The sequence below is a fragment of the Pelotalea chapellei genome, from assembly GCF_018531195.1.
Classification (GTDB): domain Bacteria; phylum Desulfobacterota; class Desulfuromonadia; order Geobacterales; family Pseudopelobacteraceae; genus Pelotalea; species Pelotalea chapellei.
Genome location: NZ_JAHDYS010000009.1, coordinates 127,040 through 143,441, shown reverse-complemented (window position 1 = coordinate 143,441; position 16,402 = coordinate 127,040). Strand labels below are relative to the sequence as shown.

The 16,402-nt window shown below is 51.3% G+C and carries 15 protein-coding genes; all 15 read right to left on the bottom strand.

Features of this window, described 5'->3' with window-relative positions:
• Nucleotides 1-38: 38 nt before the first annotated feature.
• The gene (locus tag KJB30_RS11125) at nucleotides 39-797 is read right to left on the bottom strand and encodes a fibronectin type III domain-containing protein (protein ID WP_214299149.1); all 759 of its coding nucleotides are present in this window, start codon (nucleotides 795-797) and stop codon (nucleotides 39-41) included.
• A gap of 15 nt (nucleotides 798-812) precedes the next feature.
• Nucleotides 813-1,583 carry a hypothetical protein gene (locus tag KJB30_RS11120; protein WP_214299147.1) on the bottom strand — a complete coding sequence of 257 codons (771 nt, stop codon included), beginning with the start codon at nucleotides 1,581-1,583 and terminating at the stop codon, nucleotides 813-815.
• Nucleotides 1,584-1,588: 5 nt separating this feature from the next.
• Nucleotides 1,589-2,449, bottom strand: coding sequence for an ExeA family protein (locus tag KJB30_RS11115; RefSeq protein ID WP_214299145.1), 861 nt, complete (start codon nucleotides 2,447-2,449; stop codon nucleotides 1,589-1,591).
• Between the two features lie 4 nt (nucleotides 2,450-2,453).
• Complete coding sequence (argH, locus tag KJB30_RS11110; RefSeq protein WP_214299144.1) at nucleotides 2,454-3,830, bottom strand: argininosuccinate lyase; 1,377 nt, start codon at nucleotides 3,828-3,830, stop codon at nucleotides 2,454-2,456.
• A gap of 56 nt (nucleotides 3,831-3,886) precedes the next feature.
• Nucleotides 3,887-5,041: a hypothetical protein gene (locus KJB30_RS11105; RefSeq protein ID WP_214299142.1), complete on the bottom strand. Its 1,155-nt coding sequence runs from the start codon at nucleotides 5,039-5,041 to the stop codon at nucleotides 3,887-3,889.
• Complete coding sequence (locus KJB30_RS11100; protein ID WP_214299140.1) at nucleotides 5,034-5,498, bottom strand: NUDIX domain-containing protein; 465 nt, start codon at nucleotides 5,496-5,498, stop codon at nucleotides 5,034-5,036. Before KJB30_RS11100 ends, KJB30_RS11105 begins: the two co-directional genes overlap by 8 nt.
• A gap of 4 nt (nucleotides 5,499-5,502) precedes the next feature.
• Nucleotides 5,503-6,726 (bottom strand): argininosuccinate synthase, encoded by a 1,224-nt coding sequence (locus tag KJB30_RS11095; protein WP_214299138.1) that lies wholly within the window; start codon nucleotides 6,724-6,726, stop codon nucleotides 5,503-5,505.
• 60 nt (nucleotides 6,727-6,786) lie between these two features.
• Nucleotides 6,787-7,707, bottom strand: coding sequence for an ornithine carbamoyltransferase (argF, locus tag KJB30_RS11090; RefSeq protein WP_214299136.1), 921 nt, complete (start codon nucleotides 7,705-7,707; stop codon nucleotides 6,787-6,789).
• Between the two features lie 37 nt (nucleotides 7,708-7,744).
• Nucleotides 7,745-8,935 carry an acetylornithine transaminase gene (locus KJB30_RS11085; RefSeq protein ID WP_214299134.1) on the bottom strand — a complete coding sequence of 397 codons (1,191 nt, stop codon included), beginning with the start codon at nucleotides 8,933-8,935 and terminating at the stop codon, nucleotides 7,745-7,747.
• Nucleotides 8,936-8,976: 41 nt separating this feature from the next.
• Nucleotides 8,977-9,861: an acetylglutamate kinase gene (gene argB / locus KJB30_RS11080; protein ID WP_214299132.1), complete on the bottom strand. Its 885-nt coding sequence runs from the start codon at nucleotides 9,859-9,861 to the stop codon at nucleotides 8,977-8,979.
• Between the two features lie 29 nt (nucleotides 9,862-9,890).
• The gene (locus tag KJB30_RS11075; RefSeq protein WP_214299130.1) at nucleotides 9,891-11,015 is read right to left on the bottom strand and encodes a hybrid sensor histidine kinase/response regulator; all 1,125 of its coding nucleotides are present in this window, start codon (nucleotides 11,013-11,015) and stop codon (nucleotides 9,891-9,893) included.
• Nucleotides 11,016-11,046: 31 nt separating this feature from the next.
• Nucleotides 11,047-13,683, bottom strand: coding sequence for an alanine--tRNA ligase (alaS, locus tag KJB30_RS11070; protein ID WP_214299128.1), 2,637 nt, complete (start codon nucleotides 13,681-13,683; stop codon nucleotides 11,047-11,049).
• Nucleotides 13,684-13,753: 70 nt separating this feature from the next.
• Nucleotides 13,754-14,230, bottom strand: coding sequence for a regulatory protein RecX (locus tag KJB30_RS11065; RefSeq protein WP_246545639.1), 477 nt, complete (start codon nucleotides 14,228-14,230; stop codon nucleotides 13,754-13,756).
• Complete coding sequence (locus tag KJB30_RS11060) at nucleotides 14,217-15,371, bottom strand: type IV pilus twitching motility protein PilT (RefSeq protein ID WP_214299123.1); 1,155 nt, start codon at nucleotides 15,369-15,371, stop codon at nucleotides 14,217-14,219. Before KJB30_RS11060 ends, KJB30_RS11065 begins: the two co-directional genes overlap by 14 nt.
• A 10-nt stretch (nucleotides 15,372-15,381) precedes the next feature.
• Nucleotides 15,382-16,386 carry a recombinase RecA gene (recA, locus tag KJB30_RS11055; RefSeq protein ID WP_214299122.1) on the bottom strand — a complete coding sequence of 335 codons (1,005 nt, stop codon included), beginning with the start codon at nucleotides 16,384-16,386 and terminating at the stop codon, nucleotides 15,382-15,384.
• Nucleotides 16,387-16,402 lie beyond the last annotated feature (16 nt).

The window sequence follows — 16,402 nt, the reverse complement described above, 5'->3', positions numbered from 1 at the left end:
CTCGGGCGCCTTTTTAGTTTTTGTAATGTCTACAAAACTCAGTCTTCGGACAGCTGGACTTCCACCGTGTCAGAAGCGGCACTTTCTGCAAGAGCTCCATTGGGCAAACGCACTACTGTTTTTGCAACATACGTATACATCAGTTGGCGTTGAAGCCCAAAATCAGAAAACACCCTAGAGACAACCGGTTCCTTGGTAAGAGGTCTGTATGGAAAAGGCTGTCCTTTTATGGCTCTGTAGATTGAGAAACCAACGAAAGTACCTGGTGCAGGAGATGGTGCCGCAAGCTCAAGGCGGACTTCTGTTGGTTCCGGGACCGCCTTAAGCGCAGGCGGCGCCAAAACCGGAACGACGCTCACCGTCACTGGCAGCGACGCGACACCATTGGTTCCATCCTGAAGAAAAGACTGCACGTAATAAACATAGTCAATTCCTGAATGCACCTGACTGTCAAGCAGAATGAAACGGTTGTCATACCGTTGCACTGCGGTGCCGGGATGGTCGAAAAAAACGGTTTTTGCAAGGAGGGCCTCGGAACTGCAGGCCTTGCATGCTCCCTCTTTGGTTGCATCTGTCACTTGCTTGAAAAGCTTGAATCCAGCAAGTTCTCTCAGGGGACGACCAGCAAGGTCCTTTTGGGGAAGCAGTAACGATATTTTTACTTCAGAGCCCGACTGAAGTGCGGTGACCTCAGCCGGAGCTGTTGGCGCCGCCATCTCAGGATAGATGAGAGCACCTCTCTTTCCACAGGATACTGTACAAATAAGTATAAGAAGCAGGCCTACAGGAAGACGCATCAACCTCTCCTATCATTATTTATTTAAAGGCATTCCTGCTGACACAAGAGAAATATCAAATGTTTTGCCATTCTGGGAAAAACGTACCCGGTCCTGCTGAATTTCAGTAATCCTGGCTCCTGAAACAACACTTCCTTCATGCAGCAGAAACCCATTTACAACTGCCCTGCGCGCACGGCGTTCATCCTGCCAAGCTATGCCTGAAACTTTAATATCTCCGGGGGCGGATATATTGTCCTGAGTTAAATTGTTCTGTTGCTGAGTCGGGTTCTGTTGCTGAATCGGGCTGGATGGGACAGTTTCAGAGTTCCGTGCTGCCCTGGATCTCCGGCGCCCCCTACCTTCACCCTCATCCATCTCTTCCGTGGCTGCTGGCGGCAGTGCATTCTGAGCCGGCTGAACACCAGGTGGAACCGGGCCAGATGGAGCAACGGCCTGGGTGGGAGCTGACGTAACGGGAGGCGTGGCAGGCAGAGGCACAGGTGAGCTTGCAGGAACCGGTAGCATGGAGGATATCGGAGGACTGGATGGCGGTAAGGCCTGTGACGCAACTGGTAGTGATGGAACCTTGTGTCCTTTTTTTTCCTTAAGCAAATACCAGGTCACACCGAATGTCACCAGTGAAGCAAGTATCACCACAATTAAAATTCTTACGTTATTACTGGTGCCACGATGAGATAAGTCATCGTTGAACAGCTCTCCGGAAAGGCTGGCCCTTCCGGCATGCCGTTCCTTTCTGGCCTTTTCACGTTCAGTTTTTTTCAACGCATCGAGGATATAACTCATATGGATCACCTTCCGGCTGCAAGCCAGTTTAAAAAACGCCGCATGATTCCTCGGCGGCGAAAGGAACCGGTCTCTGCGAGCACCTCGGCGACCATACCTTTTGTGATAGAGGTACGCTCTTGCGTCCAGGCCATGACCAAAGTCTGCTCACAGGCAATATTTATCAGGCGTGGAACTCCTTTAGAAAATCTGTAAATACACTTTACTGCTCCGCGAGAAAAGAGGTTCGGAATTCGACATCCTGAAACTTTCAAGCGGTGACTGATGTAGTCACCAGTGTCGTTCAGTCCCATGGGGATAAGTCTGCAACGAACAGTTATACGCTGACTGAGCTGGCGTAAGTCATGGCGGGCAAGAACATCTTCAAGCTCTGGTTGGCCAGCCAGAATTATCTGAATGAGCTTATCCTGCTCCGTTTCCATGTTGGACAACATACGTATCTGCTCAAGAACATCGGGAGCCATGTTCTGAGCTTCGTCAATCACTAACACGACAGTGGAACCTACTAAATGCTGATCCAGCAGGAAGCGGTTTAAAGCGTCCAGATAGCCGAAACGGCTCGATTCGACCGGCGTAATATCAAATTCGCGGCAAATAGTAGCCAGCAATTGTTCCCAGGAAAGGCATGTATTGAAAATCAATGCACTGCGATATTTGTCTGCATCCAATTGGGTCAGCAAAGTCCGCAGCAGGGTGGTTTTTCCAGTACCAACTTCTCCGGTCATGGCAATGAAACCGGCATGACTGTCCACACCATACAAGAGATGAGCAAAGGCTTCCCGATGATTACGACTCAGAAAAATAAATTCAGGATTGGGGGTGATTGTAAACGGTTTTTCTTTAAGTCCGTAAAAATCGCAGTACATGAGGTTACTTTGCTTCCCGGGACCTGACGATTTCGTCCCAAACGCGTTCCCGAGCAGTACCTCCAGGTACGTTGCGGGCATGTATACAGGCATCGACAGTGATTGCCTCAAAAATATCAGAATCGAAATATGGTGAAAAGAGCTGCCATTCCGCAAGCGACAATTCAGTTATATCCATCTCGTTTTCCACACAATATTTTACAGCATTACCTACCGCTTCATGGGCATCACGGAAGGGAAGTCCCTTGCGCACCAGGTAATCGGCAACATCAGTTGCAGTGGAGAAACCTTCCCCGGCAGCTTGGCGCATGTTGTCATCGTAGACTTTCATGTCCTTGATCATGTCGGCAAAGACTTTAAGACTACCTTTTACGGTGTCAATAGTATCAAAAAGTGGCTCTTTGTCTTCCTGCATATCCTTGTTGTAAGCAAGCGGCAAAGACTTCATCACTGTCAGCAATGCTATCAGGTTACCATACACACGGCCTGTCTTCCCCCTGACCAACTCCGGAACATCCGGGTTTTTCTTTTGAGGCATGATCGAAGATCCGGTGCAGAAGCTGTCAGACAGCTCAATGAATCTGAAGGCACTAGTTGACCAGATAATCAACTCCTCGGAAAAACGGGAAAGATGCATCATCAGAATTGAAGCATCGGCAAGGAATTCCAGTGAAAAGTCCCGGTCCGAAACCGCATCCAGAGAATTGCGTGTAATGAGGGGAAAATCCAGTTGTTCGGCCACATACTCCCGGTCGATTGGAAAGGTAGTTCCTGCAAGGGCCCCGGACCCGAGTGGCATAACATTGACGCGTTTCAAACAATCGTCGAGGCGAGCGCGGTCACGTTTGAACATTTCCACATAGGCCATGAGATGATGAGCAAAAAGAATGGGCTGCGCTGTCTGCAGATGCGTAAAACCAGGCATGATTGTATCAAGATTATTCTCCGCCTGGGTCAACAGCGCATCAATAAGAAGATCGATGTAGGTACAGATATCAATGATTTCATCACGCAGGTAAAGACGAATGTCCAGCGCTACCTGGTCATTGCGCGACCTTCCGGTATGCAGTCGTTTACCTGCTTCACCGATGGCAGCGGAGAGCCTAGCTTCGATGTTCATATGAATATCTTCAAGGCTGATGGAAAAATCAAAAGAACCGGCCTCTATCTGATGCAGGATCTGTTGCAGGCCATGCACGATATTTTCCACATCATCCAGAGAAATGATTCCCTGTTTGCCCAGCATGCGGGCATGAGCGATGGAGCCTCTGATATCCTGATGATACAGACGCTTGTCGAATTGGATTGATGCTGTGAACTCTTCTACAAACCTGTCAGTGGGCTGGGTGAAGCGTCCCCCCCACAGTTTATCCTTAGACATGGCATTCTCCATAACATGAAATAGCAGAGGCCCTGCCTCTTATTTGGTAAGAAGTACTATGCGCGAACAATCTCATAGTCTTCCTCATCAAAAGTAATCTTTCGCCACGCACCGGAATCATCAAGTTCCATAATCGTATGTATTTTAAGCGGAACTCGCGTGGTTCGCGGGTCAATTTCGTGCTGCTGCGGCAAGTTTATATAGATCAATCGGGTCCCGCTGCCAAAGCGCAGTCGGCAAACCGGCGCACCATCAAAATCATCCGTGATAAATTCTGAAAATTTTACCTGTGCAAGACGATGATTACGGTTGATGACTATACTGGAATTGCCGAAACCTTGACCAGCTTTGGCATCGCCGATTCTACTCTCATCAGATACATTGCCAAACACTGTCACCGTCTCACGGACTCCTGGTGTATTTTCCAAATACTCTCCATAAAACCCGCTGATCACATCACGATAGGCACGATGTTCCGGCTTGGGATTGCACTGGATCACAAATAGTGCGTCCAGCCCCTGCCGCGTAGAAAAGAAAAGATTGTTTGCATGGTCAATGATCTGCCGGATATTCGAGGTATACAAGTCCCGATAGAGGTAGTCGAGACAAATTATAGCCATGAAGTTGAAACAGGAGGGCCTGCTGCGAAACAGATAAAAATGTCTGCCTCGATAGAGGTCGTGGAACGTATCGATATACTCTTCGCCATGGAAGGGATGGCTTTTTGCTTCCAGAAAAACTCGAAGACTCCCGTTTGCTTCCTTGATGGCAATGCAGCACCAGTTGACCGGAACATCCAACACATCTCCGGCATCAATATCCTTGTCCACCAGCTCGATTGCCTCGGCATTGTCCTCGCGGAACCGCTCCAGCAGTGCCCGGTATTCATGCAGCCGGACATGCTCAATTCCAAAAACCGTAACTGTATTTGCTCTAAACTTTTGACTAATGATCGCCAGCAGATCGTCAAAACGCGAAGCCGGCAAGCTTGACTCAGGGAAGAGCAAAAAATGGAGCTTCTTGAGGTTTCCTTCACCGGAAATAACCAGATCAAGCACAGACCTTACCAGTTGCCACTTCTCTTGCGGATCAGTGATGGTGTATCCGGTACCGGCACGCTTAAGGCGATTGGGAATCTGGACAATCATGCAATGCAGATGATGGCCCAGGGGAAATTCAAGATTTACCCTTTTGTCAATGATCTCAGGCATCAACGGTAACCGGCAGGTCACAGAGGGAGAGTTCGGGAAAAACCTTGCCAAGAATAAAGCGGGCACCGGCGGGGAGGGTATAGTTCATAAGTTCTGAAGCAGGAACCCAGGCAGCCTCCGCCACTTCATCCTCGTTGGGATGAAGATCGCAGAAAACAGGCCGGCACCGATAATAGAGGATCACAAAGTGGCAATTTGCCTCCCCAGGCGTCAGGTGCTCAAATACGTCGATCAGCCCTTGTATCTCAATTTCAAGGCCGACTTCTTCATGCACCTCCCGCTTCAATGCATCAAGAATTTTCTCTCCCAGATCGATTTTGCCACCCGGCATTACCCACAGATCCTGGAAAGGGGCGATGTTTCTCCTCGTCAGAAGCACCCGCCCCTCTTCATCCACGATCACTGCAACAACCGAAGTGACAATATGTTCTTTTTTGTACAATCTGACCTTTGTCAATTCCCTACTTCTTTTTCGATGATTGCATCAACGATCTGATGCGCAGCCGCAGACTGTTGATCTTGATGAAACCTTCTGCATCAGCCTGGTTGTAAACCTGATCCATTTCAAAAGTAGCAAAATCGAGATTAAAGAGTGAATCGGTTTCGGATTTACGCCCGACAGTCCGGCAAAGTCCTTTGTAGAGCTTGACGCGGGCGACGCCATTAACGCATTTCTGTGATTCATCCACCAGTGTCTGCAACATCTGACGCTCTGGTGAAAACCAATAACCGGCATAGACAAGACGTGCATATTCAGGTATCAGGCCGTCACGAATGCGCATAACTTCCCGGTCCATTGTAATCTGCTCCACTGCTGAATGGGCTTCCCGCAGAATCGTGCCACCGGGGGTCTCATAGACACCACGGGATTTCATACCAACGGAACGATTTTCCAATAGATCCACTCGACCAATACCATGTTTACCACCCAGAGTGTTAAGGTGGGCCAGAAGTTCGGCAGGAGTCATCTGCTTGCCATCCACTGCCACTGCATTTCCGTTTTTGAACTCAATTTCAACGTACTGAGGAGTATCGGGAGCATTCTCCGGTGAACCTGTCAGCACATACATTTCCTCGGGAGCCTCAGCCCAGGTGTCCTCAAGAATACCACCTTCAAAGGAGATGTGCAGCAGGTTGCGGTCAGAGGACCAGGGACGTTTTTTAGTAACTGGAATCGGGATATCGTTCTTCTTGGCATACTCAATCAGGGCCTGACGGCTGTTCAGGTCCCACTCACGCCAGGGGGCAACGACTTTGATGGCCGGATTAAAGTGATAATATGCCAGTTCGAAACGCACCTGATCGTTACCCTTGCCGGTGGCACCATGGGAAACCGCATCGCACTGTTCCTTGGCAGCAATTTCCATCTGGCGCTTGGCGATCAGCGGACGGGCAATCGAAGTACCGAGCAGATAGTGCCCTTCATAAATTGCGTTGGCTCGAAACATCGGGTAGACAAAATCCCTGACGAACTCCTCTCTCAGGTCATCGATATAAACTTCATCTGCACCGGTAGCCAAAGCTTTTTCACGCACCGGATCAAGTTCTTCTCCCTGCCCCAGGTCGGCCGAAAAGGCTACAACTTTGCAGCCATACTCATTCTTCAACCATTTAAGAATAATGGAGGTGTCCAACCCGCCTGAGTAAGCCAAAACGATTTTTTGGATGTCCTGTTTCTGTGCCATGTAAGTCTCCTTATGTGGATAATCGAATTTGAACTTCAAGCTTGACCTGCAAGATTACTATTATTCCTGCCCGCTCATCAAGCGCACGAGAATTGCTTTCTGTATATGCAGCCGATTCTCTGCCTCGTCCCATACTACAGAATTTTTCCCTTCAATGACCGAATCGGAAATTTCTTCTCCGCGGTGAGCGGGCAGACAATGCAGCACGATACAGTCGGGTTTGGCTCGACCAAGAAGGTTATCGTCCAGACAATATCCCGCAAAGGCTTTTTCCCGCTCCCTCTGCTCCTCTTCCTGGCCCATGCTGGCCCAGACGTCGGTGTTGACTACATCCGCACCAGCCACAGCAACCGCAGGATCAGTCGTCAGAGTGACTCTTCCCGGGCTCTTAGCCTCCGCCCAGGCAAGAACCTGCGCGTCCGGCTCATATCCTTGGGGACAGGCTAGAACCAGATCGAAACCGCAAAGAGCGGCGGCTTCTATCCATGTGTTTGCCATATTGTTGCCATCGCCTACCCAGGCAAACTTCAGCCCTTCATATGACTTTTTATGCTCAATAACCGTCTGTAGGTCCGCAAGAATCTGACATGGATGGAACAGGTCCGTTAACCCGTTTATCACCGGCACACTGGAGTATTCTGCAAACTCTTCTGCTATTTCCTGTCCGAAGGTGCGGATCATGACACCGTCACAGTAACGTGACATAACACGCGCCGTATCCCTGATCGGCTCGCCTCGGCCAATCTGAGAATCCTTGTTGGAGATAAACAGACCGTGCCCACCCAGTTGATACATGCCTACTTCAAAGGAGATGCGAGTGCGGGTGGAAGATTTTTCAAAAATCATCGCCAAGGTCTTGCCCTTCAGCAGATGATGCTCAATCCCCTGCTTCTGCTTCTCTTTCAGCTCACCAGCCAGATCCAGCAGACCGTCCAGTTCATCCTTGGTGTAATCATGCAGTGCTAAAAAATGCCTGGTCATAACAGTTCCTGTTCATAAAAAGTAATCAAATTGAAAATTAGATTTTGGCGAAGATTCCGTCCAGCAGTTCAATCATTAAGTTGATCTCCTGCTTGGTCACTACCAGCGGCGGTACAAAGCGCAGCACCGTGTCATGGGTTACGTTCAAGAGGACACCACACTCATGTCCTTTTTTGACGATCTCGGCACCCGGTATCTCAAGGCTCATGCCGATCATCAGGCCGATGCCACGCACTTCCTTTACAAAGGAATACTTTTTGCCCAAGGTTTCCAGTTCGCCCAACAGGTATTCTCCGATTTCTTCGGTGCGATTAAGGATACCATCTTCCAGAATTGTCCTGACTGTTGCAATGGCGGCCGCGCAGACCAGTGGATTGCCGCCGAACGTTGAACCGTGGGTACCGGGAGTAAAGGCAGCAGCATATTTGTCGGCAGCAAGCATGGTACCGATTGGAGCACCTCCTGCCAGGGCCTTGGCAAGAGTCATTATGTCAGGCACTACATCAAAATGCTCATAGGCGAAGAGCTTGCCGGTACGTCCCATGCCCACCTGCACCTCATCAAAAATCAGCAGCAGACCATGCTGGTCGCAAATACGCCGCACCTCCTGAAAATATCCTGGCGAGGGTACATTAACACCCCCTTCACCCTGGATCGGTTCCAGCATAATGGCACAGGTATTAGGAGTAACTGCAGCCTCCAGGGCAGCCGCATCATTGAAAGGGACATGAGTAAAGCCGTGCAGCAGCGGATCAAAAAAACGTTGAACCTTCTCCTGCCCTGTTGCGGACACCGTTGCCATGGTGCGGCCGTGGAAAGATTCCGCAGCGGTAATGATTTCGTAACGCTGGGGGCCGTAGGTGTCACGGCTATACTTGCGGGCCAGTTTGATAGCCGCCTCGTTTGCCTCCGCTCCGCTGTTGCAGAAAAAAGCCTTGTCCGCAAAGGAGTGATTGCAGAGCAGTTCGGCCAGTTCGATTTGCTGGGGAATCTGATAGTAGTTGGAGCAGTGAAGCAACTCTCCAGCCTGCTTCTGCAGGGCAGCTACAACCTTCGGGTGGCAGTGGCCAAGGTTGTTGACCGCCACGCCGCCGAGGAAATCAAGGTACTCCTTGCCATCCGCATCCCACAGACGGCAGCCTTCTCCCCGTACCGGCACGATCGGATAACGTCCATAGGTTTTCATAATGTAGTTGTCCGACTTTTCTATCCATTGTTGGGAGTTCATTTTATTTTCCTATCTGAAACGCTGGGGGAAGGGCAGCGATTCTATTTCGTAATTTCAGTTCCTATCCCGATGTCTGTGAATATCTCAAGAAGTACGGCATGTGGAACTCGTCCGTCAATAATATGAGCTTTTTTGACCCCATCCTTGAGTGCATCGGCGCAGCATATTACCTTTGGAATCATGCCTCCGGTGATGGCTTCATCTTCTATCAGGCGGTGCAATTGGGCTACTGACAGGCTTTCCAGAAGTGTTCCTGTGTTATCTTTAACGCCATTGATGTCCGTAAGCAGAATCAGTTTTTCGGCGCCCAGAGCTGCGGCCACGCGCCCTGCAACTAGATCCGCATTTATGTTGTAGCTCTCCCCTTCCGGCCCTACACCCACCGGAGCAATAACCGGTATATATTTGCCGGCTTCAAGGGTAGCGATCAGATCAGTATTGACCTTGACCACATCACCAACATATCCGATATCAACCTGTTCGGTGGAACCATCATCATTCCTGATTTCCTGCAGCAGTTTTTTTGACAAGAGCAGTGTACCATCCTTGCCGGAAAGTCCTACGGCCCTGCCTCCGTGCTGATTGAGATACCCCACCACCTCTTTGTTCACCTGGCCGACAAGGACCATCTCAACAACGGCCATCGTGTCCTGATCGGTCACCCTCATTCCTTTTACAAATTCTGAAACGATGCCGTAGCGCTTGAGGGTTTCGTTAATCTGTGGCCCGCCACCATGAACGATGACCGTGTTGATACCCAGAGACTTGAGCATGATCACGTCAAGGGCGAAGGACTCCTTGAGCTTTTCATCAGACATGGCATGTCCGCCATATTTGATTACAAAGGTCTTGCCCGAGAACCGGCGGATATACGGCAGAGCCTCCATCAGATTATTGGCTTTTTCGATCAAATGTTCCTGGTTCATATCTTTTCCCTTACTTAGCGCGTTGAAGCTTATGCGGAAACTGTTGGCTGCACTGGCAGTGTAATGGTGACCGATGTCCCCTTGCCCGCTTCGCTTGCTATATCGAGATTTCCTCCATGCTGTCTTACAAATTCACGCGCATAGAAAAGTCCCAGACCAAATCCGCGTACCTGACCGGTATTATCCGGATCGATCTGGTAGAACTTGTCAAAGACCCTTGTCAGTTCTTCCTGAGGGATACCGGCACCCGAATCAGCTACAATCACAGTCAAATTGTCTTCGCCATCTCTGATATGTATGGAAACCCGACCAGTTTCTCCCGAAAACTTGTAGGCGTTGTCAATTACCTGCTGAAGCGCAAAAGCGATTTTTGCACGGTCGAGATAAATAGCAGGCAAATGCCTCTCACTAAATTCAGTCGTAACGCCCGGTTTGCGCAAGGCTTCCCGCGATCCCTGCAGTACATTCCCCACAATTATATTCAGATCACACGGCTCCACATGAAGAAGGCTGCTTCCTTCCATCATCTGGCTGAATGTAAGCAGGTCATTTACCATGCGGTTCAGATATGCCGCTTCTTCATTGATAAGGTTGACATTCTGAAGGAAGAGCGCATCGCTGGTATCGTATACTCCTCGCTGAATATTCTGGAGAAAAAGAGAAATGGCAGTAATCGGTGTTCGCAGCTTGTGAGAGATGAGAGAGAGAAAATTGCTCTTCAGGCGATCAAGCTGTTTCAGGGTTGCCAGTTCCTCTTTCAGCTGATTTCTGGCAAGGGCCTTTTCCATGACGGTCTTAAGCTGTAACAGGTTGAGCGGCTTGCTGATAAAATCATCGGCACCCTCTTTGAGAGCGTTAAGAATAATTTCCTTATCTGCAAAACCGGTCATGATTATCACTGCCGCGTTAGGGTCCAGCTTCTTGATCTGCCTGAGAAGCTGAATTCCATCGCCACCCGGCATCATGACATCGGCCAGAACCAGGTCAGTGCGTTCTTTCTCATAAACCCTGACGGCATCAGCGCAATTGCCTGCCTGGAAGACCCGGTACTCCATGAGCGCCCGGGCACATAGGTCACGAATCACCTTTTCGTCATCAACAATCAGGATCGAAGTTTGGGATTTGGCCTGATCATTCCGTTTCAGCACTGCCATCAGTTGCGCCTCCACACTGCACGCTCAACTCTCATGCTTTTGCCAGAACCTGGGAAGCGAGAACCAAAGCTTCTTCGAGCTTGTCAGGTTGAGAACCGCCAGCCTGGGCCAACTCGGGCTTACCACCACCGCTGCCCCCCACTACCGGTGCAATTTGCTTGATAATGTCTCCTGCCTTGACGGAAGAGCTCAATCCTTTGGTGACCGCAACAAGCAGGTTGGCTTTGCCGCCGATTGCCGCACCCAGTACGACGACCCCTTCTCCAATCTTCTCCTTGAGAGTATCGGAAAGATCGCGCAAAGCCTTGACATCCTCGACCTGGACCTGCACGGCCAACAGCTTGATGCCATTGATTTCCCTTGCCTGGGAGAGCAGGTCGCCTGAAGCGGCCGCATTAAGCCTGCCTTGTAACGATTCCACTTCACGCTGCAACTCTCTTTGGCGCACCAACAACTTCTCCAGCCTTTCCAGAGAATCGCCCCGTTCAGCCTTGAGCAAGGAGGCAATGGTTCGCTGCTCGTCCTCGATCTGTTGCACAAAAGCCAGGCTTCCTGTGCCGGTAAGCGCCTCGATACGACGTACGCCCGCTGCAATCCCAGCCTCGGAAATGATTTTGAAGAGACCTATGTCGCCGGCAGCGCGTACATGGGTACCACCACACAACTCCATGCTCACATCGCCGACTCGTACCACCCGCACCGCATCACCGTATTTTTCATCAAAGAGAGCCGTTGCACCCGCCTCGACCGCCTCGTTGATTGCCATCTGGGAGGTGACGACAGGATCGTTCCCCATGATGAATCCGTTAACAATGTCCTCCACCCGACGTATCTCATCGGCTGTCATAGCGGAAAAATGGGTAAAGTCGAACCGCAGCCGATCTGCTGAAACCAGTGAACCTGCCTGTTTGACATGATCCCCCAGAACCTTGCGCAGTGCTGTCTGCAACAGGTGCGTTGCCGTGTGGTTGCGGGCGGTAGCACTTCGCTGCGGGACTGACACCTTCAGATCGGCAGTATCGCCTTTTCTGAACGTCCCCTCCTTCACAACCGCACGGTGTACGATGAGATCCGTATAGGGGCGGCTGGTACCAACAACTTCAAGATGCGCGTTACCAGTGGAAATGATGCCGCAGTCCCCTTTCTGGCCACCTGATTCGCCGTAGAAGGGTGTGGTATCAGTAACGACCTCTACAATATCGCCAATCTGTGCACTCTCCACTTCAACACCATCTTTGACGATAACCAGGACCGCGCCATAGGCTGTCATTTCATCATAGCCAACGAACCCGCTGCGCGTGCCGCGATTGTAGAGTTCCTTGTAGATGTTGGCTATACCTTCCTCACCCGATCCCTTCCAGTGCTCCCGCGCCTGTTCACGCTGACGCTCCATGCAGGCTTCGAAGCCGCTTTCGTCGATAGTGAAGCCCTCACTCTCTACTATGTCGGCAGTCAGGTCAGAGGGAAACCCGAAGGTATCGTACAGCCTGAAAAGCACATCTCCGGGTATAACTTGCTTGCCTGCGACCCGCAGAGCCGCTACTTCGTCATTGAGTATGGCCAGGCCCCGATCCAGCGTTTCTGCGAAACGCTGCTCTTCAGCCAGAACAACTTTTTTGATGTAGCTTTCCCGCTCCAAAAGCTCAGGATAGGCTTCGGCCATCATGTCCCGCACCGCGTCAACCGTGTGGTAAAGCATCGGCTCTGCAAAACCGAGCATCTTGGCATGTCGGGCCGCACGGCGCATGATACGGCGCAGCACGTAGCCACGTCCCTCATTACTTGGCAATGCCCCGTCACAGATCAGAAACGTAACTGCCCTCGAATGATCAGCAATCACCCGCATGGATACATCATCCCTGTCACTGGCTCCGTAGCGCTTGCCGGAGAGCCGTTCCACATGTCGAATGATTCCCTGCAGCAGATCGGTATCATAATTGGAGATCACTCCCTGCATGACTGCAGTTATGCGCTCCAATCCCATTCCCGTATCGACCGATGGCTTGGGCAATGGCGTGAGAACGCCGTCTGCAGAGCGATTGAACTGCATGAAGACATTGTTCCATATCTCCATGTAACGATCACAGTCGCATCCCACGGTGCAGTCCGGGCTGCCGCATCCCGCCTGGGGCCCTTGGTCGTAGAATATCTCTGAGCAGGGACCGCAGGGGCCTGTGTCACCCATGGACCAGAAGTTGTCTTTTTCACCGAAGCGGAAGATGCGATCCCGCGGCACACCTTCCTGTTCATGCCAGATATCGGCAGCCTCGTCGTCGTCAGTGAACACCGATACATACAGGCGGCTTTTATCCAACTTCAGATCTGTGGTCAGAAATTCCCAGGCATATGCAATGGCTTCTTTTTTGAAATAATCGCCGAAAGAAAAGTTTCCCAGCATTTCAAAAAAAGTGTGGTGACGGGCAGTGCGCCCGACATTCTCCAGGTCATTGTGCTTGCCTCCGGCACGCACGCATTTCTGCGAACTGCAGGCACGGGTATAGTCACGTGTCTCCATCCCGAGGAAACAGTCCTTGAACTGGTTCATGCCGGCATTGGTAAACATGAGCGTGGGGTCGTTTTTCGGAATGATCCCAGAGCTGGACACGATTGCATGACCTCTGTCTGCAAAATATTTTAAAAAACGTGCGCGAACTTCTTTTCCTGTCATGCTGATCCCCGGAATGTTGAAATACGTGATTTAACTTTTCTTATGAAGGTAAAGAAAAGAGATGGATTGGTTACGACGGCTCCATCTCCCGCAAAACCTTGAAAATGACAGAAGTTTTCAATCCTCGCCGCTGCAGAAACCCAAGTACTCTGCGCTTCTCCTTGTCACTGGCGGTAGAGCTGGAAAAACCGGGAAAACGCCGATCCAGAAGCGCTTGCACTTCGTTCTCCTCGTCATGCTCATACCTGCTTAGTACCTCGCCAATCATTTCCTGAGGCACTCCGCGTCGCCGCAGCTCCAACCTGAGGCGAGGACCGAAGAAGCGGCCGGCTGCGAGGGAAGATTCTGCAAAACGTTCAGCAAAACGGCGATCGCTGATCCACTGTTCAGACTCCAGACGCGAAATGGCAGCCGCCACATCTTCTTTTGAAAACTCACGGGCAAGAAGCTTGTCACTCAGCCTTGCAGAGGTGTAGTCCCTCGCTGCCAATAGCCTCAGGGCATACTGCCAGGCTCGCTCAGCGGTAGACTGATCAGTATTTCTCAATCTCAAGCGGCTCTGGCTCAGCAACATCCGTTTCCTTATTCTCGAACCCTTCCCAGGAAGCGTCCGAGGTAGAAGAGATGCCGGAAACCTTGAGGGCAAAGTCGTCAGGGTTGGAACTCTGGCGCAAAGCCTCTTCATAGGTAATCAGCTTTGAGCTGTACAGTTTCATCAGGGACTGGTCAAAGGTCTGCATTCCATAGGTGATGAAGCCCTGGGAGATGGCGTCATTGATCTGCTTGGTCTTGTCCTTGTCATCAATGCATTCCCGCACCCGGGCGGTTCCGAGCATGATTTCGACTGCGGGAACGCGCCCCTTGCCGTCGATGCGCGGCACCAGACGCTGGGAAATAACTCCCTTGATCACGCCAGCCAGCTGAATACGTACCTGACGCTGGTGATAGGGTGGAAACACACCGATGATACGGTTAATGGTCTCGGCAGCATCCATGGTGTGCAGGGTGGACATAACCAGATGGCCTGTTTCCGCTGCGGTGAGGGCGGTTTCGATGGTCTCGTAATCCCGCATTTCTCCTACCAGGATAACATCAGGATCCTGACGCAGGGCTCCCTTGAGCGCGCCGGCAAAGGTGGGAGTATCAGTACCCACTTCCCGCTGGCTGATGATGCTCTTGTTGTCGCGATGAAGAAACTCGACCGGATCCTCAATGGTGATGATATTGCAGGTCCGGCTGTTGTTGATGTAATCGATCATTCCGGCCAATGTGCTGGACTTTCCGGATCCCGTGGTGCCGGTAACCAGAATCAGACCGCGCTCTTCCTGGCACATCTTCTTGATGACCGGAGGCAGGTTGAGCCCTTCAAGCGAAGGAATGACAAAGGATATCGAACGGAATACCATGGCCACTGTTCCGCGCTGGCGGTACACGCTGACCCTGAAACGTCCCAATCCAGGCACTGCGTACGCCAGGTCTACTTCCGAATTTTCTTCGAAAATACGACGCTGGCGATCATTCATCATGGACTTGGCCATGTTCCCGACTATGTCCGGCGACAGGCGCGGTGCATTGGGAATCGGATGCAGCCTTCCATCGATACGCACAATGGGAGGCAGTCCGGTCTTGATATGAATGTCCGAACCTTTTGCCTTGACGGCTATGGTCAATATCTCGTTGAGATCCATCTTTGCCCTCTTATGCCTTGGCGGCAGCAGGTGCTTTGAGCAGGTCCATCAATTTACCCTCTATTTCAGCCAGAGTTTCGGCATGCTCAGTCAGCCAGGTGCGGGAGTTTTCACGCCCCTGACCGATGCGCTCCTTGCCATAGGAGTACCAGGCCCCGCTTTTTTCAACAATCCCTTTGTCCACGGCCAGGTCAAGTACATCACCGGTGCGTGAAATCCCCTCACCATAGAGGATATCGAACTCCACCTCGCGGAAGGGAGGAGCCACCTTGTTCTTGACCACCTTGACCTTGGTGCGGGATCCGATCACCGCATCCCCCTGCTTGAGAGTAGCGATCTTGCGGATATCCATGCGCACAGATGCATAAAACTTGAGAGCATTGCCGCCGGTAGTCGTTTCGGGATTACCGAACATGACCCCGATTTTCATGCGGATCTGATTGATGAAAATAACGCAGCAGTTTGATTTGGAAATGATTCCGGTCAGCTTGCGCAGGGCCTGGGACATGAGCCGTGCCTGAAGCCCCATATGTGAATCTCCCATATCGCCTTCAATCTCAGCCTTGGGCACCAGCGCTGCCACGGAGTCAACCACAAGAACATCTATGGCGCCGCTGCGCACCAGGGTTTCGGCTATTTCCAGGGCCTGTTCACCGGTATCGGGCTGGGAGACCAGCAGATCGTCGGTTTTAACCCCCAGCTTTCGCGCATAACCTATGTCCAAGGCATGCTCAGCATCCACGAAGGCAGCGATACCACCCTGCTTCATGGCTTCAGCAACGATGTGCAATGCCAGGGTGGTCTTGCCTGAAGATTCTGGACCATAAACTTCAATGATCCTGCCACGCGGCACTCCTCCCACCCCCAGAGCCATATCAAGTGAGATAGAACCGGTGGGAATAGCCTCCACCCCGGGCAGCACTTCATCGTTGCCCAACCGCATGATGGCACCCTTGCCGAATTGCTTTTCTATCTGGCTGAGGGCCAGCTCAATGGCCTTGTTTTTTTCCTGCATGCTCTATCTCCCGGAT